At 72.7% G+C, this 20,070-nt stretch carries 24 protein-coding genes; 19 read left to right on the top strand and 5 right to left on the bottom strand.

From position 1 onward, the window contains the following. Positions 1-64 precede the first annotated feature (64 nt). The 4 genes from AB0447_RS32095 to AB0447_RS32080 are packed head-to-tail and all read right to left on the bottom strand — an operon-like array spanning position 65 to position 3,631. Positions 65-712: a hypothetical protein gene (locus tag AB0447_RS32095; RefSeq protein WP_366480391.1), complete on the bottom strand. Its 648-nt coding sequence runs from the start codon at positions 710-712 to the stop codon at positions 65-67. Positions 713-749: 37 nt separating this feature from the next. After that, positions 750-1,250: a Cys-tRNA(Pro) deacylase gene (gene ybaK / locus AB0447_RS32090; protein ID WP_366480390.1), complete on the bottom strand. Its 501-nt coding sequence runs from the start codon at positions 1,248-1,250 to the stop codon at positions 750-752. Between the two features lie 10 nt (positions 1,251-1,260). After that, on the bottom strand, positions 1,261-2,001 hold the full coding sequence (locus tag AB0447_RS32085) for an LON peptidase substrate-binding domain-containing protein (RefSeq protein WP_366480389.1): 741 nt from the start codon (positions 1,999-2,001) through the stop codon (positions 1,261-1,263). 34 nt (positions 2,002-2,035) lie between these two features. Next, positions 2,036-3,631, bottom strand: a complete 1,596-nt coding sequence (locus tag AB0447_RS32080; RefSeq protein ID WP_366480388.1) for an oxidoreductase — start codon at positions 3,629-3,631, stop codon at positions 2,036-2,038. 125 nt (positions 3,632-3,756) lie between these two features. On the opposite strand from AB0447_RS32080, the gene hisD reads away from it, so the two are divergent. The 8 genes from hisD to hisF are packed head-to-tail and all read left to right on the top strand — an operon-like array spanning position 3,757 to position 9,503. Beyond that, on the top strand, positions 3,757-5,097 hold the full coding sequence (hisD, locus tag AB0447_RS32075; protein WP_366480387.1) for a histidinol dehydrogenase: 1,341 nt from the start codon (positions 3,757-3,759) through the stop codon (positions 5,095-5,097). Between the two features lie 5 nt (positions 5,098-5,102). After that, positions 5,103-6,215, top strand: a complete 1,113-nt coding sequence (locus AB0447_RS32070; RefSeq protein WP_366480413.1) for a histidinol-phosphate transaminase — start codon at positions 5,103-5,105, stop codon at positions 6,213-6,215. Beyond that, a complete protein-coding gene (gene hisB / locus AB0447_RS32065; RefSeq protein ID WP_366480386.1) occupies positions 6,212-6,805 on the top strand; it encodes an imidazoleglycerol-phosphate dehydratase HisB in 594 nt (197 codons plus the stop codon). The genes AB0447_RS32070 and hisB overlap by 4 nt, the downstream gene beginning before the upstream one ends. Positions 6,806-6,807: 2 nt before the next feature. Next, positions 6,808-6,975, top strand: coding sequence for a hypothetical protein (locus tag AB0447_RS32060; protein ID WP_366480385.1), 168 nt, complete (start codon positions 6,808-6,810; stop codon positions 6,973-6,975). Next, positions 6,972-7,622, top strand: a complete 651-nt coding sequence (gene hisH / locus AB0447_RS32055) for an imidazole glycerol phosphate synthase subunit HisH (RefSeq protein WP_366480384.1) — start codon at positions 6,972-6,974, stop codon at positions 7,620-7,622. The genes AB0447_RS32060 and hisH overlap by 4 nt, the downstream gene beginning before the upstream one ends. Further along, the gene (gene priA / locus AB0447_RS32050; RefSeq protein ID WP_366480383.1) at positions 7,622-8,359 is read left to right on the top strand and encodes a bifunctional 1-(5-phosphoribosyl)-5-((5-phosphoribosylamino)methylideneamino)imidazole-4-carboxamide isomerase/phosphoribosylanthranilate isomerase PriA; all 738 of its coding nucleotides are present in this window, start codon (positions 7,622-7,624) and stop codon (positions 8,357-8,359) included. The genes hisH and priA overlap by 1 nt, the downstream gene beginning before the upstream one ends. Next, a complete protein-coding gene (locus AB0447_RS32045; RefSeq protein ID WP_366480382.1) occupies positions 8,356-8,751 on the top strand; it encodes a RidA family protein in 396 nt (131 codons plus the stop codon). The genes priA and AB0447_RS32045 overlap by 4 nt, the downstream gene beginning before the upstream one ends. Next, on the top strand, positions 8,748-9,503 hold the full coding sequence (hisF, locus tag AB0447_RS32040; RefSeq protein WP_366480381.1) for an imidazole glycerol phosphate synthase subunit HisF: 756 nt from the start codon (positions 8,748-8,750) through the stop codon (positions 9,501-9,503). Before AB0447_RS32045 ends, hisF begins: the two co-directional genes overlap by 4 nt. Before the next feature lie 531 nt (positions 9,504-10,034). Here the strand turns inward: hisF and AB0447_RS32035 are convergent. Then, a complete protein-coding gene (locus AB0447_RS32035) occupies positions 10,035-10,667 on the bottom strand; it encodes a TIGR03085 family metal-binding protein (protein WP_366480379.1) in 633 nt (210 codons plus the stop codon). 84 nt (positions 10,668-10,751) lie between these two features. Here AB0447_RS32035 and hisI point away from each other — a divergent pair, with 84 nt between their 5' ends. The 11 genes from hisI to lgt all read left to right on the top strand — a co-directional run bounded on the left by hisI (position 10,752) and on the right by lgt (position 19,881). After that, on the top strand, positions 10,752-11,129 hold the full coding sequence (gene hisI / locus AB0447_RS32030) for a phosphoribosyl-AMP cyclohydrolase (RefSeq protein ID WP_366480378.1): 378 nt from the start codon (positions 10,752-10,754) through the stop codon (positions 11,127-11,129). Positions 11,130-11,140: 11 nt separating this feature from the next. Continuing rightward, on the top strand, positions 11,141-12,631 hold the full coding sequence (locus AB0447_RS32025; RefSeq protein WP_366480377.1) for an anthranilate synthase component I: 1,491 nt from the start codon (positions 11,141-11,143) through the stop codon (positions 12,629-12,631). A gap of 14 nt (positions 12,632-12,645) precedes the next feature. Then, positions 12,646-13,323 (top strand): TIGR02234 family membrane protein, encoded by a 678-nt coding sequence (locus AB0447_RS32020; protein ID WP_366480376.1) that lies wholly within the window; start codon positions 12,646-12,648, stop codon positions 13,321-13,323. 95 nt (positions 13,324-13,418) lie between these two features. Continuing rightward, on the top strand, positions 13,419-13,658 hold the full coding sequence (locus AB0447_RS32015; RefSeq protein WP_366480375.1) for an HGxxPAAW family protein: 240 nt from the start codon (positions 13,419-13,421) through the stop codon (positions 13,656-13,658). An 84-nt stretch (positions 13,659-13,742) separates the two neighbouring features. After that, positions 13,743-14,303 carry a DUF2752 domain-containing protein gene (locus tag AB0447_RS32010; RefSeq protein ID WP_366480374.1) on the top strand — a complete coding sequence of 187 codons (561 nt, stop codon included), beginning with the start codon at positions 13,743-13,745 and terminating at the stop codon, positions 14,301-14,303. Positions 14,304-14,461: 158 nt separating this feature from the next. Beyond that, positions 14,462-15,271, top strand: coding sequence for an indole-3-glycerol phosphate synthase TrpC (gene trpC / locus AB0447_RS32005; RefSeq protein ID WP_366480373.1), 810 nt, complete (start codon positions 14,462-14,464; stop codon positions 15,269-15,271). Between the two features lie 9 nt (positions 15,272-15,280). Beyond that, positions 15,281-15,547: a hypothetical protein gene (locus AB0447_RS32000; RefSeq protein ID WP_366480372.1), complete on the top strand. Its 267-nt coding sequence runs from the start codon at positions 15,281-15,283 to the stop codon at positions 15,545-15,547. A gap of 192 nt (positions 15,548-15,739) precedes the next feature. Beyond that, on the top strand, positions 15,740-16,987 hold the full coding sequence (gene trpB, locus AB0447_RS31995) for a tryptophan synthase subunit beta (protein ID WP_366480371.1): 1,248 nt from the start codon (positions 15,740-15,742) through the stop codon (positions 16,985-16,987). Beyond that, positions 16,984-17,811 (top strand): tryptophan synthase subunit alpha, encoded by an 828-nt coding sequence (gene trpA / locus AB0447_RS31990; RefSeq protein WP_366480370.1) that lies wholly within the window; start codon positions 16,984-16,986, stop codon positions 17,809-17,811. The genes trpB and trpA overlap by 4 nt, the downstream gene beginning before the upstream one ends. Positions 17,812-17,916: 105 nt before the next feature. Continuing rightward, on the top strand, positions 17,917-18,738 hold the full coding sequence (locus tag AB0447_RS31985) for a thioredoxin domain-containing protein (RefSeq protein WP_366480369.1): 822 nt from the start codon (positions 17,917-17,919) through the stop codon (positions 18,736-18,738). A 96-nt stretch (positions 18,739-18,834) separates the two neighbouring features. Then, positions 18,835-19,881, top strand: coding sequence for a prolipoprotein diacylglyceryl transferase (lgt, locus tag AB0447_RS31980; protein WP_366480368.1), 1,047 nt, complete (start codon positions 18,835-18,837; stop codon positions 19,879-19,881). Positions 19,882-20,070: the final 189 nt, after the last annotated feature.

The raw sequence follows: 20,070 nt of genomic DNA, 5'->3' as shown, positions 1-20,070 counted from the left end.
CGCGGCCGGCCCCGGCTCCGCCCCAGACCCCGCGCCTCGAAGGCCGGCGAGGCTGGAATGGCGCCTACGTCGGAGGGGTGTCGTGGACGTGGGGAGGGGGGTAGGCGGCCGGAGGGTCCGGTTGGGGGGTGCGGGGGGACCAGAGGGCCGTGAGGGCCAGGTGGGCGGCGACGGCTGCCATCGGCCACACCAGCAGCGCCCCGTGCGCCAGCAGCTCCAGCGGCGCATCGAACGGCACCCCCTTGCCCGCCGCCTTCGCCGACGCGACCAGGTCCCGCGAAGGCCCCAGCCACAGGCCGACCCGCCAGCCCGCCAGCGACGCGAAGACCGAGCCGAGGGCGAGGCCGACGACCAGGGCGACGCCGCCCCGCCGGCGCCACAGGAACACCGCGACCGCGCTCAGCACGCCCAGCCCCAGGGACAGCAGGAAGAAGGTGGCGTCGGCCCCGATCCTGGCCTCGCTCTCGGTGTCCTTGAGGAACACCGCCTCCCCGTTGGAGAAGTACTGCGCCCGGGGCGCGAGCCACACCCACAGCAGCCCCAGCAGCACCCCGGCCACGCCGACGGCGAGCGCGACGGCCGCCGCGTCGCGGATGTCCGCGGGGGTGGTGCCCGCCGAGGCGGTGGTCGAGGCGTCGGCAGGATCCCCGTCCGGGGAGGCCGGCGGCCGGAAGGGGTCGGCGGAAGGTTGCGGGGTCACGGCTTCGGTCACCCCCACATCGTGCCAGGTGGCCGGAGCCCGGGAGGAGCTAGGCCCGCCCGATCGGCGCCAGCACCGCCGAGGTGAGGGCCGCCAGGTCGGACGGAGTGAGTTCGACCTCCAGGCCGCGGCGCCCCGCCGAGACGCAGATGGTGGGGTGCGCGGACGCCGACGCGTCCAGAACGGTGCGCAGCCGGCGGCGCTGGCCGAGCGGCGAGATGCCGCCCCGGACGTAGCCGGTGGTCCGTTCGGCCAGGGCCGGGTCCGCCATCGCGGCCCGCTTGCCGTTCACCGCCGCGGCGAGCGCCTTCAGGTCCAGTGAACCGGCCACCGGGACCACCGCCACCGTCAGTTCGCCGTCCACGTCCGCGACGAGGGTCTTGAAGACCCGGTCGGGGGAGACGCCCAGCGCCTGCGCCGCCTCCTCCCCGTACGAGGCGTGGGCCGGATCGTGGTCGTAGCTGTGCACCGTGTGGGGGATGCCGGCCGCGCCGACCGCGGTCAGCGCGGGGGTGCCGGCCGAGCCGCCCTGCTTCGGCTTCTTCGCCATCGAGGTGACCTCAGTTCGGGCTCGTCGGGGCGAAGGTCAGGTCCACCGCCGGGAGCGACGGCAGGTGCCGGATCACCGCCGATTCGGTGCGCAGCAGTTTCAGCTCTTCCGCCAGCCTCGTCGCCGTGTCCGGCGCCTGGAGCAGCCGCTGCTTCGCCGGCACGTCCAGCACCGCCGCCGCCGCGACCAGGTAGGACACCACGGACGGGTCGTCGGGCAGCTCCACCCCGGTCGTCAGGGTGCGCTCGCGGGCGCCCGCCAGCCGCTTCTGGTAGTTCCGGAAGGCCCGCAGGACCCCTTCGGCCAGTGCTCCCGCGCCCTCTCCCTGGTCCTCCGGGAGTTCCTCCAGCTCGGCCACGAGGAAGGGGCCGCTCGCGTCGACGGAGAGGAGCCGGACCCGGGTGGTGCCGGTGGCCAGCACCTCGAAGCTGCCGTCCTCCCGTTCTCGGACGGACGCGGTGTCCGCGATGCAGCCCACCCGGTGGAACGCCTGGATCGGGTCCGCGCCGAAGCCCGCCGCCGGACCCCGGTCCGGCAGGGCCGTCTCGTCCGGCATGCCGGGTGCGGTCGCGGCGACCTCCCGCCCGTCGCGGATGGCGACGACGGCGAAGCGGCGCGGCTCCTCCTCGCCCGCCTTCAGCAGTTCGCGCATCATGGCGCGATAACGCTCTTCGAAGACGTTGAGGGGGAGCAGGAGTCCCGGGAACAGCACCGTGTTCAGCGGGAACAGCGGCAGGCGAACGGTGGTCACGAGCCACAGGGTAATGGCCGCGGGCCCGGAGCCGTCACCCCCGCCTCAGCAGGCGCGACGCACCCGCCGCCACCGTGGTGGCCAGGATCCACCCCAGCATGACCAGGGCCGCCGCCGCCCACTGCCAGCCGCCGACCAGCTTCCAGTGGCCCTGCTGGCCGAGATCGATCACCGGCAGCAGCAGGTCGACGGCGAACAGCACCGCGTTCCACTGCGGGTGTTCGCCCGGCTTGAGCGGCGCCGGGTGGTGGGAGGAGAACAGCACAGCGCCGGCCGCCCACAGCACCAGCATCCACAGCGCGGCCCGGCCCGGCCGGTACCCGTACGCCACCGTCCAGTCCTGCAGGTATCCCCAGGCCTTGGCGGCGGGCGGCAGGGTCCCGCGCCGCCGGCGTTGCTTGGCGAGCAGCACCTCCCGGGCGTCGGCGTCCTCCCCGCTGGCCCGCAGTACGGCGGCCAGCCGCTCGTACGGCTCCGGGGAGTACTCGACGGTGGCGGCCGTCACCCACTCCAGCCGCCGGATGAGCGGGAAGTGGCCGCGGGGCGCCAGGTTCTCGTAGACGAACCCTTCGATGGCCATCCGGCCGGGCCCCGGCCAGCTGGTGGTCAGGTCGACCAGCTTGACCACCTTGGCTCCGGACAGCACCACCCGGCCGCGGTCCGGCGCCTCGCCGACGAACCGGAGCTCCGGCGTCTGGATCCGCCGCAGCGAGACCTCCTGCTCCTCGGTCAGCCGGAACCGGGCCCCGTAGAAGTCGACGGCGTCCCCGAACCGGCCGTCGTCCAGCCGCAGCTCGCCCCGGCACTCGAAGTGCCGGGCCGGCCCGCCCCGGGTGGGGGTATTGCCCATGCCGTACGGGGGTGTGGAGGAGGGGTCGAGGGTGGCGGGGTCCACGGCGATCGACGTCAGGTACAAGGTCCGCTCCACGGTCAGCTGCGGGGCGTTCAGCGCCCGCCGCCCCCACTGGTTGACCAGCTTCGCGCCGCGCAGGCTCATCGACACCCCGACCTTGGCGCCGCGCATGCTCACCTCCCCGTACGCCTCGAGCATCTCGGCCTGCAGGTCCTGGGCGACGGCCAGCCCGTCGGCGGCTATGGCCCGCCCCTTGGAGTCCCGCTGTACGACGGCCTGGCTGATCAGCAGGTCCGTGCCGATCTGGGCGTCGGTCAGCCGGATCCCGCGGGCCACCCGGCAGCGCGGCAGGTGCAGGTCCCCCTCGGTGTGCAGCCGGGCCGCGTCCAGCCGGGGGATCGCGCACCGGACCAGCCGGAGCGTGGTGAACCGGGCCTCGGGCAGCTGGATCTCGCTGTCGAAGCGGCAGGCCTGGAGTTCCACGTACGGCTCCACCGTGCCCCCGGAGAGGTCGAGGCGGCCGGTGATCCGGACGCCCCGGAGCTTCAGCGAGGACACCCGGCCCGGCACCGGCGGCGGGCCGTGGAGCAGCAGCAGCGCCACCACCTGGGCCCGGACGCTGCGGTCCGGCCCCCAGCCGCGGTCCCCGAACGGGTCGTCGACCCCGGCGGCCCGCGCGCTGAGGTCGCAGACGCTGCCCGTGCGGAACGCCTGCCACATGCGCCGTTCGGGCGCGGTGAGATCCGCCGGCTCCTCGCCGGCGCGCACCTCGGTCAACGCGGCCCCCCTCCGCTCGTCCCCACCTGTACTCGAACGCTATCGGCCGGGTGTGACAGCCGGGACGTGTATCAGCCAGTGATACGGGCGAACGGTGGCGGGAGACGGTCTGAGAGAATTGGGACGTGATCTCTCGTATCGACCTGCGCGGCAACGCCCTCCCCGAGGGCGGCGCCCTGCGCGATCTGCTTCCCCGTGCCGAGTTCGACGTAGCGGCCGCCCTGGACAAGGTGCGGCCCATCTGCGAGGACGTCCATCATCGTGGCACGGCGGCGCTGATCGAGTACGCGCAGAAGTTCGACGGGGTCACCCTGGAGCAGGTACGGGTGCCCGCCGAGGCCCTGGAGAAGGCCCTCGCCGAGCTCGATCCGGCCGTCCGCGCCGCCCTCGAGGAGTCGATCCGGCGCGCCCGGATCGTGCACCGCAACCAGCGCCGCACCGAACACACCACCCAGGTGGTCCCCGGCGGCACCGTCACCGAGAAGTGGGTTCCGGTGGAGCGCGTGGGCCTCTACGCGCCCGGCGGCCGCTCGGTGTACCCGTCGTCCGTGGTCATGAACGTGGTCCCGGCGCAGGAGGCGGGCGTGGAGTCCATCGCGCTCGCGTCCCCGCCGCAGAAGCCCGCTTTTGAAGGAGACCCAGCCGGCGGGCTGCCGCACCCGACCATCCTGGCCGCGTGCGCGCTGCTCGGCGTGGACGAGGTGTTCGCCGTAGGCGGCGCCCAGGCCGTCGCGATGTTCGCGTACGGAACCGACGAGTGCGCGCCCGTCAACATGGTGACCGGCCCCGGCAACATCTGGGTGGCCGCCGCCAAGCGCTACTTCACCGGGAAGATCGGCATCGACACCGAGGCCGGCCCGACCGAGATCGCGATCCTCGCGGACTCCACGGCCGACCCGGTGCACGTCGCCGCCGACCTGATCAGCCAGGCCGAGCACGACCCGCTGGCCGCCGCCGTGCTGGTCACCGACTCCGCGGAGCTGGCCGCGGCCGTCGAGGCCGAGCTGGAGACCCAGGTCGCCGCGTCCAAGCACGTCGACGACCGGATCAAGCCGGCCCTGGCGGGCAAGCAGTCCGCGATCGTGCTGGTGGCGGACCTGGAGGACGGCCTGAAGGTGGTCGACGCCTACGGCGCCGAGCACCTCGAGGTCCAGACCGCCGACGCCGCCGCCCTGGCCGCCCGGGTCCGCAATGCGGGCGCGATCTTCGTGGGCCCGTGGGCCCCGGTCTCGCTCGGCGACTACTGCGCCGGCTCCAACCACGTGCTGCCCACCGGCGGCTGCGCCTGCCACTCCTCCGGCCTGTCCGTGCAGTCCTTCCTGCGCGGCATCCACATCGTCGACTACACGCGCGACGCCCTCGCCGAGGTCACCCACCACGTGGTGACGCTGGCCGAGGCCGAGGACCTGCCCGCGCACGGAGCCGCCCTCAAGGCGCGCTTCGGTTGGAAGGTGCCCACCGCATGACCGACATGACCGACATCGGCATCGACGACCTCCCCATCCGGGACGAACTGCGCGGCAAGTCCCCGTACGGCGCCCCGCAGCTCGACGTGCCCGTCCAGCTGAACACCAACGAGAACCCGTACCCGCTGCCCGAGGAGCTCGTGCAGCGGATCGCGGAGCGGGTCGCCGATGCCGCCCGCGGCCTCAACCGCTACCCCGACCGGGACGCGGTCGAGCTGCGCACGGAGCTGGCGAAGTACCTGACCCGCACCGGCAAGCACCCGGTCGGACGCGAGAACGTGTGGGCGGCCAACGGCTCCAACGAGGTCATCCAGCAGCTGCTGCAGACCTTCGGCGGACCCGGCCGCACCGCGATCGGCTTCGAGCCCTCGTACTCGATGCACGGCCTGATCGCCCGCGGCACCGGCACCGGCTGGATCTCCGGCCCGCGCAACGCCGACTTCACCATCGACGTGACGGCGGCCGCCCGGGCCATCGCCGAGCACGCCCCCGACGTCGTCTTCATCACCTCGCCCAACAACCCCACCGGCACCGCGGTCGAGGCCGAAACGGTCCTCGCCCTCTACGAGGCCGCCCAGGCCGCCAAGCCGTCCCTGGTGGTCGTCGACGAGGCGTACGTGGAGTTCTCCCACCGGGACTCGCTGCTGCCCCTCATCGAGGGCCGGCCCAACCTGGTGGTCTCCCGGACCATGTCCAAGGCCTTCGGCGCGGCCGGCCTGCGCCTGGGCTACCTCGCCGCGCACCCCGCCGTCGTGGACGCCGTACAGCTGGTGCGCCTGCCGTACCACCTGTCAGCCGTCACCCAGGCGACGGCACTGGCCGCCCTGGAGCACACCGACACCCTGCTCGGCTACGTCGAGCAGCTCAAGGCCGAGCGGGACCGGCTGGTCGCCGAACTGCGCGCGATCGGCTGGGACGTCACCGAGTCCGACGCGAACTTCGTGCAGTTCGGGACGTTCGAGGACTCCCACACCGCCTGGCAGCAGATCCTCGACCGGGGCGTCCTGGTCCGGGACAACGGCGTACCGGGCTGGCTGCGGGTCACCGCCGGCACCCCGGCCGAGAACGACGCGTTCCTGGAAGCGGTTCGCGCACTGAAGAAGGAGCAGCAGGCATGAGCCGCATCGGACGGGTCGAACGGACCACCAAGGAGACCTCGGTCGTCGTCGAGATAGACCTCGACGGCACCGGCAGGGTCGACGTCTCCACCGGCGTGGGCTTCTACGACCACATGCTCGACCAGCTCGGCCGCCACGGCCTCTTCGACCTCACCGTCAAGACCGAGGGCGACCTGCACATCGACTCCCACCACACCATCGAGGACACCGCCCTCGCGCTCGGCGCCGCCTTCAAGCAGGCGCTCGGCGACAAGGTCGGCATCTACCGGTTCGGCAACTGCACCGTTCCGCTGGACGAGTCCCTCGCCCAGGTCACCGTCGACCTGTCCGGCCGCCCCTACCTCGTGCACACCGAGCCCGAGAAGATGGCGCCGATGATCGGCGAGTACGACACCACGATGACCCGGCACATCCTGGAGTCCTTCGTGGCCCAGGCCCAGATCGCGCTGCACGTGCACGTCCCGTACGGCCGCAACGCCCACCACATCGTGGAATGCCAGTTCAAGGCCCTGGCCCGGGCCCTGCGCTACGCCTCGGAGCGCGACCCGCGCGCGGCCGGAATCCTGCCTTCCACGAAGGGCGCCCTGTAGTCGTGACCGGCCTCTCCACCGTCCTGATCGTCGTCGGCCTCTTCCTGGCCGGCGGCGTCTACTCCTTCCAGAAGCAGCAGATGCCGAAGTCGGTCGTCGTGCTGCTCGCCCTCGGCTCCGCGATGTGTCTGGTCGCCGGAGTCCTGCGAATCCAAGGAATCTGGGAATGAGCGCAGCCCGCCCCACCAAGAAGGTCGTGGTCTTCGACTACGGCTTCGGCAACGTCCGCTCCGCCGAACGCGCCCTCGCGCGGGTCGGCGCGGACGTCGAGATCACCCGCGACTACGACAAGGCGATGGACGCCGACGGCCTCCTCGTCCCCGGCGTCGGCGCCTTCTCCGCCTGCATGCAGGGCCTCAAGGAGGCCCGCGGCGACTGGATCGTCGGCCGCCGGCTCTCCGGCGGCCGCCCGGTCATGGGCATCTGCGTCGGCATGCAGATCCTCTTCGAGCGCGGCATCGAGCACGGCGTGGAGACCGAGGGCCTGGACGAGTGGCCCGGTACCGTCGAGCCGCTCAAGGCCCCGATCGTTCCGCACATGGGCTGGAACACCGTCGAGGCCCCGGCCGACAGCCAGGCCTTCGCCGGCCTGGACGCCGACGCCCGGTTCTACTTCGTGCACTCCTACGCCGTGCGCGAGTGGAGCCTGGAGGTCACCAACCCGGCGATCCGCGCCCCCAAGGTCACCTGGGCCACCCACGGAGAGCCGTTCGTCGCGGCCGTCGAGAACGCGGCCCTGTGGGCCACCCAGTTCCACCCCGAGAAGTCCGGTGACGCCGGCGCCCAGCTCCTCACCAACTGGATCGAGACCCTGTGATGCCCGAGTCCTCGAAGACGCTCGAGTTGCTCCCCGCGGTGGACGTCCGCGACGGCCAGGCGGTCCGCCTCGTCCACGGCGAATCCGGCACGGAGACCTCGTACGGCTCCCCGCTGGAAGCCGCCCTGGCCTGGCAGGCGGCCGGCGCCGAATGGCTCCACCTGGTCGACCTGGACGCCGCCTTCGGCACCGGTGACAACCGCGACCTGGTCGCCGGGATCACCCGCGCCATGGACATCAAGGTGGAACTGTCCGGCGGCATCCGCGACGACGCCTCCCTCGCCAAGGCCCTCGCCACCGGCTGCACCCGGGTCAACCTGGGCACCGCCGCCCTGGAGACCCCCGAGTGGGTCGCCAAGGTCATCGCCGAGCACGGCGACAAGATCGCCGTCGGCCTCGACGTGCGCGGCACCACCCTCAAGGGCCGCGGCTGGACCAGCGAGGGCGGGGACCTGTACGAGACCCTGGCCCGGCTGGACTCCGAGGGCTGCGCCCGGTACGTGGTGACGGACATCGGCAAGGACGGCACCCTGACCGGCCCCAACCTGGAGCTGCTCCGCAACGTCTGCGCCGCCACCGACAAGCCGGTCGTCGCCTCCGGCGGCGTCTCCTCGCTGGACGACCTGCGGGCCCTGGCCCAGCTGGTCCCGGCCGGCGTCGAGGGCGCCATCGTGGGCAAGGCGCTGTACGCCAAGGCCTTCACCCTGCAGGAGGCGCTGGAGGTGGTCTCGGCGTGAGCGAGCTCAAGCGCATCTCCTCGGGCGGTCCCTGGGAGGACGTGATCGCGTACTCCCGCGCCGTCGAGCTGCCCAACGGCATGGTGCTGGTGTCCGGCTGCACCTCGGTCGTCGACGGGCAGGTCGTCCCGGGCGGCCCGTACGACCAGACCGTCAACTCCTTCAACGTGGCCCTGGCCGCCCTGAAGCAGATCGGCCTCGGCGCGGAACACGTGGTCCGGACCCGCATGTACCTCACCCACGCGCGGGACGTCGACGAGGTGGGCCGCGCCCACAAGGAGCTCTTCGACGCCGCCCGCCCCGCCACCACCATGGTCATCGTCGCCGGTCTCGTCGACCCCAACCTGGTCGTCGAGGTCGAGGTCGAGGCCTACCGAGGAGAGTCCTCATGACCCTCGCCGTACGGGTGATCCCCTGCCTGGACGTGGACAACGGCCGGGTCGTCAAGGGAGTCAACTTCCAGAACCTGCGCGATGCGGGCGACCCGGTGGAGATGGCCAAGCTGTACGACGCCGAAGGCGCCGACGAGCTGACCTTCCTCGACATCACCGCGTCCTCCGGGAACCGCGAGACCACCTACGACGTGGTGCGCCGCACCGCCGAGCAGGTCTTCATCCCGCTCACCGTGGGCGGCGGCGTCCGTACCCCGGAGGACGTGGACAAGCTGCTGCGGGCCGGCGCGGACAAGGTCGGCGTCAACACGGCGGCCATCGCCCGCCCGGACCTCATCCGGGAGATCGCCGAGCGCTTCGGCCGCCAGGTGCTCGTCCTGTCGGTCGACGCCCGGCGCACCGCCTCCGGCTCCTTCGAGGTCACCACGCACGGCGGCCGCCAGGGCACCGGCATCGACGCGGTCGAGTGGGCGCACCGGGCGGCGGAGCTGGGGGCGGGCGAGATCCTGCTCAACTCGATGGATGCGGACGGGACCAAGGACGGGTACGACGTGGAGATGATCGCGGCGGTCCGCAAGCACGTGACCGTCCCGGTGATCGCCTCGGGCGGGGCCGGCAAGCTGTCCGACTTCCCGCCGGCCATTGCGGCGGGCGCGGACGCGGTGCTGGCCGCCTCCGTGTTCCACTTCGGCGACCTGCGCATCGCCCAGGTCAAGGACACCCTCCGCCAGGCAGGCCACCCCGTCCGCTAGCCCTCCTGCTGCGCCCCAGGCCCCCCACCCCCATGTCCCGTCAGCCGGGACACCCTCTGGCCTCGCCGGCGTTTGGCATTTCAGCCCCTCCGGCGTTTGAGGAGCGGGGTCTGGGGCGGAGCCCCAGGTCTTTCCAGCCCCGCCGGCGTTTGAGGCGCGGGTCCGGGCAGAGCCCGCCACGCGGCGGAGCCGCGTATCAGGTACTGCGGGAAGGGGCGGGGTGGGGGAAGGCTCCGCGCAGCTGCCGCCCGTCGGGTGCGGCGCCGTTGCCGGGGGCCGGCCCCCGGGCCCCCGCGCCTCAATCGCCGGCGGGGCTGGAGTTGCCTGCGGCAGCCCAGCCGTAAGGCCTGGCGGGGGGAGGTGCCCGGCGGGGCTGGAGGTGCCCTGCCGGGTGCGGCGCCGTTGCCGGGGGCCGGCCCCCGGGCCCCCGCGCCTCAATCGCCGGCGGGGCTGGAATTGCCGCTGCGCGGCAACCCAGCCGGCAGGGCCAGCGGGGAAGTGCCCGGCGGGGCTGAAATGGCCCCGCGGGGGTCAGATGCCGAGTTTGGTGGTGGTCAGGGCTGCGATGGCCTGCTTTTCGCCCTCCAGCTCGATCCTCGCCGCCGCCTGCCTCCCGAAGCAGAAGAGGGTCAGCTCCCCGGGCTCACCCGTGACCGTCACCACCGGCACCCCCTTCCGCGCCACCGCCGTCCGCCCGTCCGGCCGCCGCAGGACCAGCCCCACCGGCGAGCGGCGCCCGGTCAGGCGGGCCAGTTTCTCCAGGCGGGACCAGAGCGCGTCCGAGAAGACCGGGTCCAGCTCGCGCGGCGACCAGTCGGGCTGGGCCCGGCGGACGTCCTCCGCGTGGACGTAGAACTCCACCGCGTTCGCCGCCTCGTCGATCTGCTTCAGCGCGTACACCGACAGCTTCGGCGGCCCCGTCCGGATCAGCTGGATCAGCTCCTCGTACGGCTTGGCCGCGTACTCCGCCATCGCCCGGTCCAGCCGCTCCTTCAGCACCCCCAGCAGCAGCCCGCCCGCCGCATCCGGCCGCCGTTCCCGCACCACCACGTGCGCGGCCAGCTCACGGCAGGTCCAGCCGTCGCACAACGTGGGGGCCTCCGGGCCGGCCGCCTCCAACAGGTCCGCCAGCAGGAGGCGTTCACGCTTCGCATGGGTCGACATGGGGCCAAGCCTACGGCGGCGACTTGACAGATGCCCGCTCATCAGGCGGACAGCCGGCCGTACCCGGCACCACCGCGCGGCACAATGGCCCGCATGAGTACCACCCCCCGCCCGAGCAACCTCGACCCCGCCATCGCCGCCCGCCTCAAGCGGTCCGCGGACGGCCTGGTGCCCGCCATCGCCCAGCAGTACGACACCGGTGAGGTGCTCATGCTCGGCTGGATGGACGACGAGGCCCTGCACCGCACCCTGACCACCGGCCGCTGCACCTACTGGTCCCGCAGCCGCCGGGAGTACTGGGTCAAGGGCGACACCTCCGGCCACGTCCAGCACGTCAAGTCCGTGGCGCTCGACTGCGACGCCGACACCCTCCTCGTCAAGGTCGACCAGGTCGGCGCCGCCTGCCACACCGGCGCCCGTACCTGCTTCGACGCCGACGTACTGCCGATCTCCCACAGGTAAGGTCCCAGCTCATGGATCTTGAGACGTTCCGCAAACTCGCGAACGACCGCCGTGTCATCCCCGTCAGCCGCAAGCTGCTGGCGGACGGCGACACCCCGGTAGGGCTCTACCGGAAGCTGGCCGCCGAACGACCCGGCACCTTCCTGCTGGAGTCCGCCGAGAACGGCCGCTCTTGGTCCCGCTACTCCTTCGTCGGGGTGCGGTCCGATGCCACCCTCACCGTCCGCGACGGCCAGGCCCACTGGATCGGCACCCCGCCCGTGGGCGTCCCGGTCGACGGCGACCCGCTCGAGGCGCTCCGCCGCACCGTCGAGACCCTGCACACCCCCCGCGACCTGGCCGCCGGCATGCCCCCGTTCACCGGCGGCATGGTCGGCTACCTGGGCTACGACATCGTCCGCCGCCTGGAGCGCATCGGCGAGCACGGCACCGACGACCTCCAGCTCCCCGAGCTGACCATGCTGCTCACCTCCGACCTGGCGGTCCTGGACCACTGGGACGGCACGGTCCTGCTCATCGCCAACGCCATCAACCACAACGACCTCGACACCGGCGTGGACGAGGCCTACGCGGACGCGGTGGCCCGGCTCGACGCCATGGAGGCCGACCTGGGCCGCGCGGCGCCGTACGCCCCGACCCCGCTGCCCGCCTCCGAGCTGCCGGAGTTCTCGGCTCTGTGGGGCGGGAAGAAGTACCAGGACGCCGTCGAGGACATCAAGGAGCGGATCCGGGCCGGCGAGGCCTTCCAGGTGGTGCCCTCGCAGCGGTTCGAGACCCCGTGCAAGGCCTCCGCCCTGGACGTGTACCGGGTGCTGCGGGCCACGAACCCGTCGCCGTACATGTACCTGTTCCGGTTCGAGAACGGCTTCGACGTGGTCGGGTCGAGCCCCGAGGCCCTGGTCAAGGTCGAGGACGGGCGGGCCATGGTCCACCCGATCGCCGGCACCCGGCACCGCGGCGCCACCCCGCAGGAGGACCACGACCTCGCCGAGGAGCTGCTGGCCGACCCCAAGGAGCGGGCCGAGCACCTGATGCTGGTCGACCTGGGCCGCAACGACCTCGGCCGGGTCTGCGAGCCGGGTTCCGTCGAGGTCGTCGACTTCATGTCGATCGAGCGGTACTCCCATGTGATGCACATCGTGTCGACCGTCACCGGCCGGGTCGCCGAGGGCAAGACCGCCTTCGACGTGCTGACCGCCTGCTTCCCGGCCGGCACCCTCTCCGGTGCGCCCAAGCCGCGGGCCATGCAGATCATCGAGGAGCTGGAGCCCTCCCGCCGCGGGCTGTACGGCGGCTGCGTCGGCTACCTCGACTTCGCCGGGGACTCCGACACCGCCATCGCCATCCGTACCGCGCTGCTGCGGGACGGCACGGCGTACGTGCAGGCCGGGGCAGGGGTGGTGGCCGACTCGGTGCCCGAGCTGGAGGACAACGAGTGCCGCAACAAGGCCGCCGCGGTGCTGCGCGCGGTGGGAGCGGCCAACCGGCTGCACAGCTCTTGAGCCGGTAGGGGATAGTGGGGTACGTGAGTGCCGTACCCCAGCCCCGTACCGAGGCCGAGTCCGCCGCCGAAGCCGCTGCCGAAGCCGCCGAGGCGGCGGCGCGCGCCGGCCGCCGAAGCGTCGCGATCGCCCTGCTGTGCGGCGCGCTCGGCGCCACCGTCGTCCTGCTGGCCTCCGGCCGCGTCTGGGCCCGCGGCACCGCGGCCGTGGCGGGCGGCTCCATGCAGCTGACCGCCGACGGCCGTGCCGTCACCGGTGTGCCGGCCGCCCTCGCCATCGTCGGCCTGGCCGCCCTGGTGGCGGTGTTCGCGGTGCGCAGCAAGGGCCGCCTGCTGGTGGCCGGACTGCTGGCACTGAGCGGCCTGGGTGCCGCGCTGGCCGCGCTGGCGGGTGCCTCGGACCGGGCGGCCCTGGACGACCAGGCCGCCAGCACCACCGCCGACACGGCAGCCCGGGTGGGCGCCCTCACGCACACCCCGTGGCCGTACATCACCGCCGCCGGCGGGATCCTCATACTCGCCGCAGGGCTGCTGGCCCTGCGGTACGGGCGGAGCTGGCCCGCGATGGGCGGCCGGTACGAGCGGGAGGGCGGGCCGAGCCCCCGCGCCCGCAAGGCCGCGGATGCCGGGGACACGGACCGCCCCGAGGACCTGTGGAAGGCCCTGGACCGGGGCGAGGACCCGACCGGCTGAATGCGGACCCGCCGGAGCCCGGTTCCGCGGGGTACGGGAGAATGATTTCCGAGCGTTCGACACAGCACGTTCGACAGAGCAACGAGGAGCAACTCATGGCGGGCAGCAGCCACGGACACACCCCGGCCGCCTGGACCGGTGTCATCATCGCCTTCATCGGTTTCTGCGTCTCCGGCGCCTTCATGGTGCTGGCCAACCCGCTCGGGTTCTGGGCCGGCCTGGTGGTCGTCGCCATCGGCGGTGTCGTCGGCATGGCGATGAGGGCCGCCGGCATGGGTGCGAAGAAGCCGGAGCACCACGACCTGGCCGAGGTCATCGCCGCCCGGGCCGCCTGACGGCGCCCGCTCCGGCACGGCGGTTTTCGAAAGGCGCGGCCCGGTCGGGCTGCGCCTTTTGCCATGGGCGGAGACAATCGCCGGATGGACGCCTCGAAGGCCTCGGCCGCCTCTCCCACGCCGCCGCTGCCGCCCGCCGGGGCCACTTCGGTCCCCGCGGCCCCTGAGCCCCCACGGGCCCCGCAGCCGCTGCGGGATCCGCTCCAGGGCCCGCAGGCGCTGCACGGCCCCCCGGTGGCGCCCCCAGGGCCCGCCCGCCGGCTGGCGGCCCCCGTCCTCACCCTGGCCGCCGCGGCGGCCGCCTTCGCGTACGTCGGCGCCGTGGACCCGAACGAACCCGGCCACTATCCGGTCTGCCCGCTGCTGCGGCTGACCGGTGTGCTGTGCCCGGGGTGCGGCGGACTGCGCAGCGCGCACGCCTTTGCACACGGCGACTTGATCCAAGCGGCGGGTGCGAATGCACTCGCGGTGATCGGCTATTTCCTTTTCGCGGGCTACATTGCGCTGTGGCTGAAACGCGCCTACCAAGGCCGGCCGGCGCCGCGTCCGAGCCTGAAAACCCAGTACTGGTGGGCCCTGGGCGTCATCGGACTGGCTTTCGCCACTGTCCGGAACCTGCCCTTCGGGTTCTGGCCGGCGCCGTGAACCACGACCTGAACATTTGATTCCGCGTGTCCGGGTGGTGGGATGGCGTCAACCGCATGTCGGGCACAACGCCTCCTGCGGATACCATTTGAGTGCTGACCTTGAACCACTTGAAACGACTTGAATCAGCCGACCAGACCCGGAAGGGGGCCGCTCGCGTGAGTGTGCTCGACGAGATCATCGAAGGGGTCCGCGAAGACCTTGCCGAACGGCAGGCGCGCGTCAGCCTCGACGAGCTCAAGGAGCGCGCCGCCAAGGCGCCCCGGGCGAAGGACGGCGTCGCGGCCCTGCGCGGCGACGGCGTCAAGGTGATCTGTGAGGTCAAGCGCTCCAGCCCGTCCAAGGGTGCGCTGGCCGCGATCGCCGACCCGGCGGGGCTTGCAGCGGACTACGAGGCGGGCGGCGCCTCCGTCATCTCGGTCCTGACCGAGCAGCGCCGCTTCGGCGGCTCGCTGGCCGACCTGGAGGCCGTCCGGGCCCGGGTCGACATCCCGATCCTCCGCAAGGACTTCATCGTCACGGCGTACCAGCTCTGGGAGGCCCGCGCCTACGGCGCCGACCTCGCCCTGCTGATCGTCGCGGCCCTGGACCAGGACGCCCTGGTCTCCCTCATCGAGCGGGCCGAGTCCATCGGCCTCACCCCGCTCGTCGAGGTCCACGACGAGGAGGAGGCCGAGCGGGCCGTCGCCGCCGGCGCCAAGATCATCGGCGTCAACGCCCGCAACCTGAAGGACCTGAAGGTGGACCGTGCCACCTTCGAGCGGGTCGCGCCCGAGATCCCGGCGCACATCGTGAAGGTCGCCGAGTCCGGCATCCGCGGACCGCACGACCTGATCGCGTACGCCAACGAAGGCGCCGACGCCGTGCTCGTCGGCGAGTCCCTGGTCACCGGCCGCGACCCCAAGGCCGCCGTCGCCGACCTGGTCGCCGCCGGCGCCCACCCCGCTCTGCGCCACGGCCGGAGCTGAACCAGCACCATGAAGCCCCAGCAGCCCGCCGTCCGCACCGGTGCCAGCCGCCGCCCCGAGGGTCTCGTACCCGCCGGGCCGGCCGGCGGTGTGCCCGCGGTCGCGGCGGCGGGACTGCAGGCCCGTGATCCGCACGCGTCCCTGGCACGCGGCCGCAAGCCGCGGGGCTGCCGGGCGCCGGCCCGCCGAGTCCTCGGCCGCCGGGTGCGCTACGTGATCGGCTCCGAGCCGGGTCAGGTCAACGGCATGCGATGGCACGCCGGAGGCGCGCCGTAGCGCAGCCGCGGAACGGTACGCGAGGCGTACCGTCCGGCTGATGCACTCCGCCTGCCGCCGGATCCGGTCGCAACCGACCGCCGGGCCGCAGGCTGCTCCGCCCGTACCGCGTTCGCCCCACCGGGGCCTCAGCCGCACGGGCCGACGGCGCAATCGTTGTCATCAACCGTCGCTTCCGTAGGAGTTCTGGCCATGTCCAGCGAGCAGTTCTTCATTCCCGACCCGGAGGGTCACGTCCCCAACGCCGAGGGCTATTTCGGCGACTTCGGCGGCAAGTTCATCCCGGAGGCGCTGGTCGCCGCCGTGGACGAGGTCGCCGTCGAGTACGAGAAGGCCAAGGACGACCCGGCCTTCGCGGCGGAGCTGAACGATCTCCTCGTCAACTACACCGGCCGGCCCAGCGCACTCACCGAGGTGCCGCGGTTCGCCGAGCACGCGGGCGGCGCGCGCATCTTCCTCAAGCGCGAGGACCTGAACCACACCGGCTCGCACAAGATCAACAACGTGCTGGGGCAGGCGCTCCTCACAAAGCGCATGGGCAAGACCCGGGTCATCGCCGAGACCGGCGCCGGCCAGCACGGCGTGGCCACGGCCACCGCCTGCGCCCTGTTCGGCCTCGACTGCACCATCTACATGGGCGAGATCGACACCCAGCGGCAGGCCCTGAACGTGGCCCGCATGCGGATGCTGGGCGCCGAGGTCATCGCGGTGAAGTCCGGCTCCCGGACCCTGAAGGACGCCATCAACGAGGCGTTCCGCGACTGGGTCGCCAATGTGGACCAGACCCACTACCTCTTCGGTACGGTCGCCGGCCCGCACCCCTTCCCGGCCATGGTCCGCGACTTCCACCGGGTCATCGGCGTCGAGGCCCGCCGCCAGATCCTGGAGCGCGCCGGCCGCCTCCCGGACGCGGTCGCGGCCTGTGTCGGCGGCGGCTCCAACGCCATCGGCCTGTTCCACGCCTTCATCCCGGACGCGTCGGTCCGCCTGGTCGGCTTCGAGCCGGCCGGCCACGGCGTGGAGACCGGCGAGCACGCGGCCACCCTGACCGCCGGCGAGCCGGGCATCCTGCACGGCTCCCGCAGTTACGTCCTCCAGGACGAGGAGGGCCAGATCACCGAGCCGTACTCGATCTCGGCCGGTCTGGACTACCCGGGCATCGGCCCCGAGCACGCCTTCCTCAAGGACAGCGGCCGCGGCGAGTACCGCGCCGTCACCGACGACGCGGCGATGCAGGCCCTGCGCCTGCTCTCCCGTACGGAGGGCATCATCCCGGCGATCGAGTCGGCGCACGCCCTGGCCGGCGCCCTCGACCTGGGCAAGGAACTGGGCAAGGACGGCCTGCTCGTGGTCAACCTGTCCGGCCGCGGCGACAAGGACATGGACACGGCGGCCCGCTACTTCGGGCTGTACGACGGCACCGAGGGGGAGTCGAAGTGAGTACCGGCAACATCCAGCTCCTGAGCGACACCCTGGCCAAGGCCAAGTCCGAGGACCGCGCGGCCCTGGTCGCCTACCTCCCGGCCGGGTTCCCGACCGTCGACGGCGGCATCGAGGCGGTCAAGGCCGTCCTCGCCGGCGGCGCCGACATCGTCGAGGTCGGCCTGCCGCACAGCGACCCGGTCCTGGACGGCCCGATCATCCAGACCGCGGACGACATCGCGCTGCGCGGCGGCGTGAAGATCGCCGACGTGATGCGCACCGTCCGCGAGGCGCACGCCGCCACCGGCGCGCCGGTCCTGGTCATGACGTACTGGAACCCCATCGACCGCTACGGCGTCGAGCGGTTCACCGAGGAGCTCGCGGCGGCCGGCGGGGCCGGCTGCATCCTGCCCGACCTGCCGGTCCAGGAGTCCGCCCTGTGGCGGGAGCAGGCCGAGAAGCACGGTCTGGCCACCGTGTTCGTGGTCGCCCCCTCCAGCAAGGACGAGCGGCTCGCCACCATCACGGCGGCCGGCAGCGGCTTCGTGTACGCGGCCTCGCTGATGGGCGTCACCGGCACCCGCGAATCGGTCGGCAACCAGGCCCAGGAGCTCGTCGAGCGCACCCGCCGCACGGCTGGTGCCCGTCGTGGACTCCCCGTCTGCGTGGGCCTCGGCGTCTCCAACCCGGAGCAGGCCCGCGAGGTGGCCGCCTTCGCCGACGGCGTGATCGTCGGCTCGGCCTTCGTGAAGCTGCTGCTGGACGCGCCGGACCTGCCGGCCGGCCTGGACGCGGTCCGCGCCCTGGCGGGCGAGCTTGCGGAAGGCGTACGCAGGAGCTGAAGAAACGTCCACGGGCGTTGACCCCGCGAGGGGTTCCGTAGCCCGATCGGGTGGATGTGGCGGCGGGGAGGCACTGGCGTGCCTCCCCGCTTCGTTTGGCGGGACGTGAGCGAGAAGAACGACGGTGCGAACCGCGATGCGAAACGATCGGCCCGCGAGCGGCTCCAAGCCGAGCGGGACCGGCAGAAGACCCGGGACAAGCGCCGGCGGACCATCCTGGTGGCCTCCGCGGTGGCCGGCGTACTCGGCCTGGCGGCCGTCGTCGGCGTGATCGCCGCCAACACCGGCAAGGACGGCGGCAAGTCCACGGCCGGCCCGGTGGTCGCCCCCTCCGGCGCCACCGGCAAGGACGCGCTCGCGATCCAGACCGGGAAGGACGAGGCCAAGTCCACCCTCACCGTGTGGGAGGACTTCCGCTGCCCGGCCTGCAAGTCCTTCGAGGACGCCTACCGGAGCGTCATCCACGAGCTGGAGGCCAAGGGGCAGCTCAAGGTCGAGTACCACCTGGTCACCCTGATCGACAACAACATGGGCGGCAGCGGCTCCCTCAAGGCCGCCAACGCGGCCGCCTGCTCCCAGGACGCCGGCCTGTTCCCCGCCTACCACGACCTCCTCTTCGTGAACCAGCCGCAGGAGACCGACGACGCCTACGGCAACAACGCGAAGCTGCTGGAGCTGGCGGCCAAGGTCGAGGGCCTGGACACCCCCGGGTTCCGCAGCTGCGTGGAGGAGGGCACCCACAACAGCTGGGTCGCCAAGTCGTACGAAGCCTTCCGGGGCGGCAAGTTCCGGGGGACCCCGACCGTGCTGCTGGACGGGAAGGACATCTTCGCCGACCAGGCCAACCCGCTGACCCCGCAGAAGCTCAAGGAGAAGGTGGAAGCAGCCGCGAAGGCCGCCAAGCCCGCCAAGCCCGCCGGGGGCTGACCGCCGGCCGGGCGGCCGCGCCGTGCGACGTTTTGGTTTCGGCTTGCCGGGCGGGTTGCGGTACCGGCCGCCCGGCAAGGTAGCGTCGGTCCTGCCATGGACCTTGCTTACATCCCCAGCCCGTCGACCGGCGTGATCCATCTCGGACCGATCCCGCTTCGCGGCTACGCGTTCTGCATCATCATCGGCGTCTTCCTCGCCGTCTGGATCGGCAACAGGCGCTGGATCGCGCGCGGCGGAAAGCCGGGCACGGTGGCCGACATCGCCGTCTGGGCCGTGCCGTTCGGCCTGGTCGGCGGCCGGCTCTACCACGTGATCACCGACTACCAGCTCTACTTCGGCGAGGGCCAGAACTGGGTCGACGCCTTCAAGATCTGGGAGGGCGGCCTCGGCATCTGGGGGGCGATCGCGCTGGGCGCGGTCGGCGCCTGGATCGGCTGCCGTCGCCGCGGCATCCCGCTGCCCGCCTGGGCGGACGCCCTGGCCCCCGGCATCGCGCTGGCCCAGGCCTGCGGCCGCTGGGGCAACTGGTTCAACCAGGAGCTGTACGGCCGGGAGACCGACCTGCCCTGGGGCCTGGAGATCAGCGAGGGCCCGAACCGGGTGGCCGGCATCTACCACCCGACCTTCCTGTACGAGTCCCTGTGGTGCATCGGCGTCGCCCTCCTGGTCATCTGGGCGGACCGCCGCTTCCGGCTGGGCCACGGGCGGGCCTTCGCGCTGTACGTCGCGGCGTACTGCGTGGGGCGCGGCTGGATCGAGTACATGCGGGTCGACGAGGCGCACCACGTGCTCGGGCTGCGGCTGAACGTGTGGACCTCGATCGTGGTGTTCCTGCTCGCCGTGACGTACTTCGTCCTCTCGGCGAGGTTGAGGCCGGGGCGGGAGTCGGTGGTGGAACCCGACCGCACGGCCCCGAAGCCGGCCTCGGACGCGCCTGCTTCCGCCGCCGCCTCCGCCGATGCCGCCGACGCGAAGCCGTCCGACCCCGAAGCTGCCGCCTCGACCGACGCCGCCGAGGCCGCTGACTCCGCCGACTACGCCGAATCCGCCGACTCCGCCGAGCCGGCGGACGCGAAGCCGGCTGATGCCGAAGCCGAGGCTCCCGTGGCGGACGCGAAGCCCGAGGCCAAGAAGCTCTGACCTGATTTGACCTGACAGGGGGCCGCCGCTCGGGGCGGCCCCCTGCGGGGCCTTCCCCTCCCCGCCCCTTCCCGCGGTACCTGATATGCGGCTCCGCCGTGTGGGGGGCTCCGCCCAGACCCCGCGCCTCAAACGCCGGCGGGGCTGGGGGTGCCCTGCGGGCTGGGTTGCCGCAGGCAACTCCAGCCC

It is taken from the genome of Streptomyces sp. NPDC051211, assembly GCF_040689505.1.
GTDB lineage: Bacteria > Actinomycetota > Actinomycetes > Streptomycetales > Streptomycetaceae > Streptomyces.
Note: the sequence above shows the minus strand (reverse complement) of the source record. Positions and strands in the feature narration are given on the sequence as shown.

What these genes read in the sequence shown, in the direction of transcription:
- ybaK (WP_366480390.1), bottom strand. Translation starts at nt 1,250, where the DNA reads ATGGCGAAGAAGCCGAAGCAGGGCGGCTCGGCCGGCACCCCCGCGCTG.
- AB0447_RS32070 (WP_366480413.1), top strand. Translation starts at nt 5,103, where the DNA reads ATGACCGACATCGGCATCGACGACCTCCCCATCCGGGACGAACTGCGC.
- hisB (WP_366480386.1), top strand. Translation starts at nt 6,212, where the DNA reads ATGAGCCGCATCGGACGGGTCGAACGGACCACCAAGGAGACCTCGGTC.
- hisH (WP_366480384.1), top strand. Translation starts at nt 6,972, where the DNA reads ATGAGCGCAGCCCGCCCCACCAAGAAGGTCGTGGTCTTCGACTACGGC.
- priA (WP_366480383.1), top strand. Translation starts at nt 7,622, where the DNA reads ATGCCCGAGTCCTCGAAGACGCTCGAGTTGCTCCCCGCGGTGGACGTC.
- hisF (WP_366480381.1), top strand. Translation starts at nt 8,748, where the DNA reads ATGACCCTCGCCGTACGGGTGATCCCCTGCCTGGACGTGGACAACGGC.
- AB0447_RS32035 (WP_366480379.1), bottom strand. Translation starts at nt 10,667, where the DNA reads ATGTCGACCCATGCGAAGCGTGAACGCCTCCTGCTGGCGGACCTGTTG.
- hisI (WP_366480378.1), top strand. Translation starts at nt 10,752, where the DNA reads ATGGCCCGCATGAGTACCACCCCCCGCCCGAGCAACCTCGACCCCGCC.
- AB0447_RS32025 (WP_366480377.1), top strand. Translation starts at nt 11,141, where the DNA reads ATGGATCTTGAGACGTTCCGCAAACTCGCGAACGACCGCCGTGTCATC.
- AB0447_RS32015 (WP_366480375.1), top strand. Translation starts at nt 13,419, where the DNA reads ATGGCGGGCAGCAGCCACGGACACACCCCGGCCGCCTGGACCGGTGTC.
- AB0447_RS32010 (WP_366480374.1), top strand. Translation starts at nt 13,743, where the DNA reads ATGGACGCCTCGAAGGCCTCGGCCGCCTCTCCCACGCCGCCGCTGCCG.
- AB0447_RS32000 (WP_366480372.1), top strand. Translation starts at nt 15,281, where the DNA reads ATGAAGCCCCAGCAGCCCGCCGTCCGCACCGGTGCCAGCCGCCGCCCC.
- trpB (WP_366480371.1), top strand. Translation starts at nt 15,740, where the DNA reads ATGTCCAGCGAGCAGTTCTTCATTCCCGACCCGGAGGGTCACGTCCCC.
- lgt (WP_366480368.1), top strand. Translation starts at nt 18,835, where the DNA reads ATGGACCTTGCTTACATCCCCAGCCCGTCGACCGGCGTGATCCATCTC.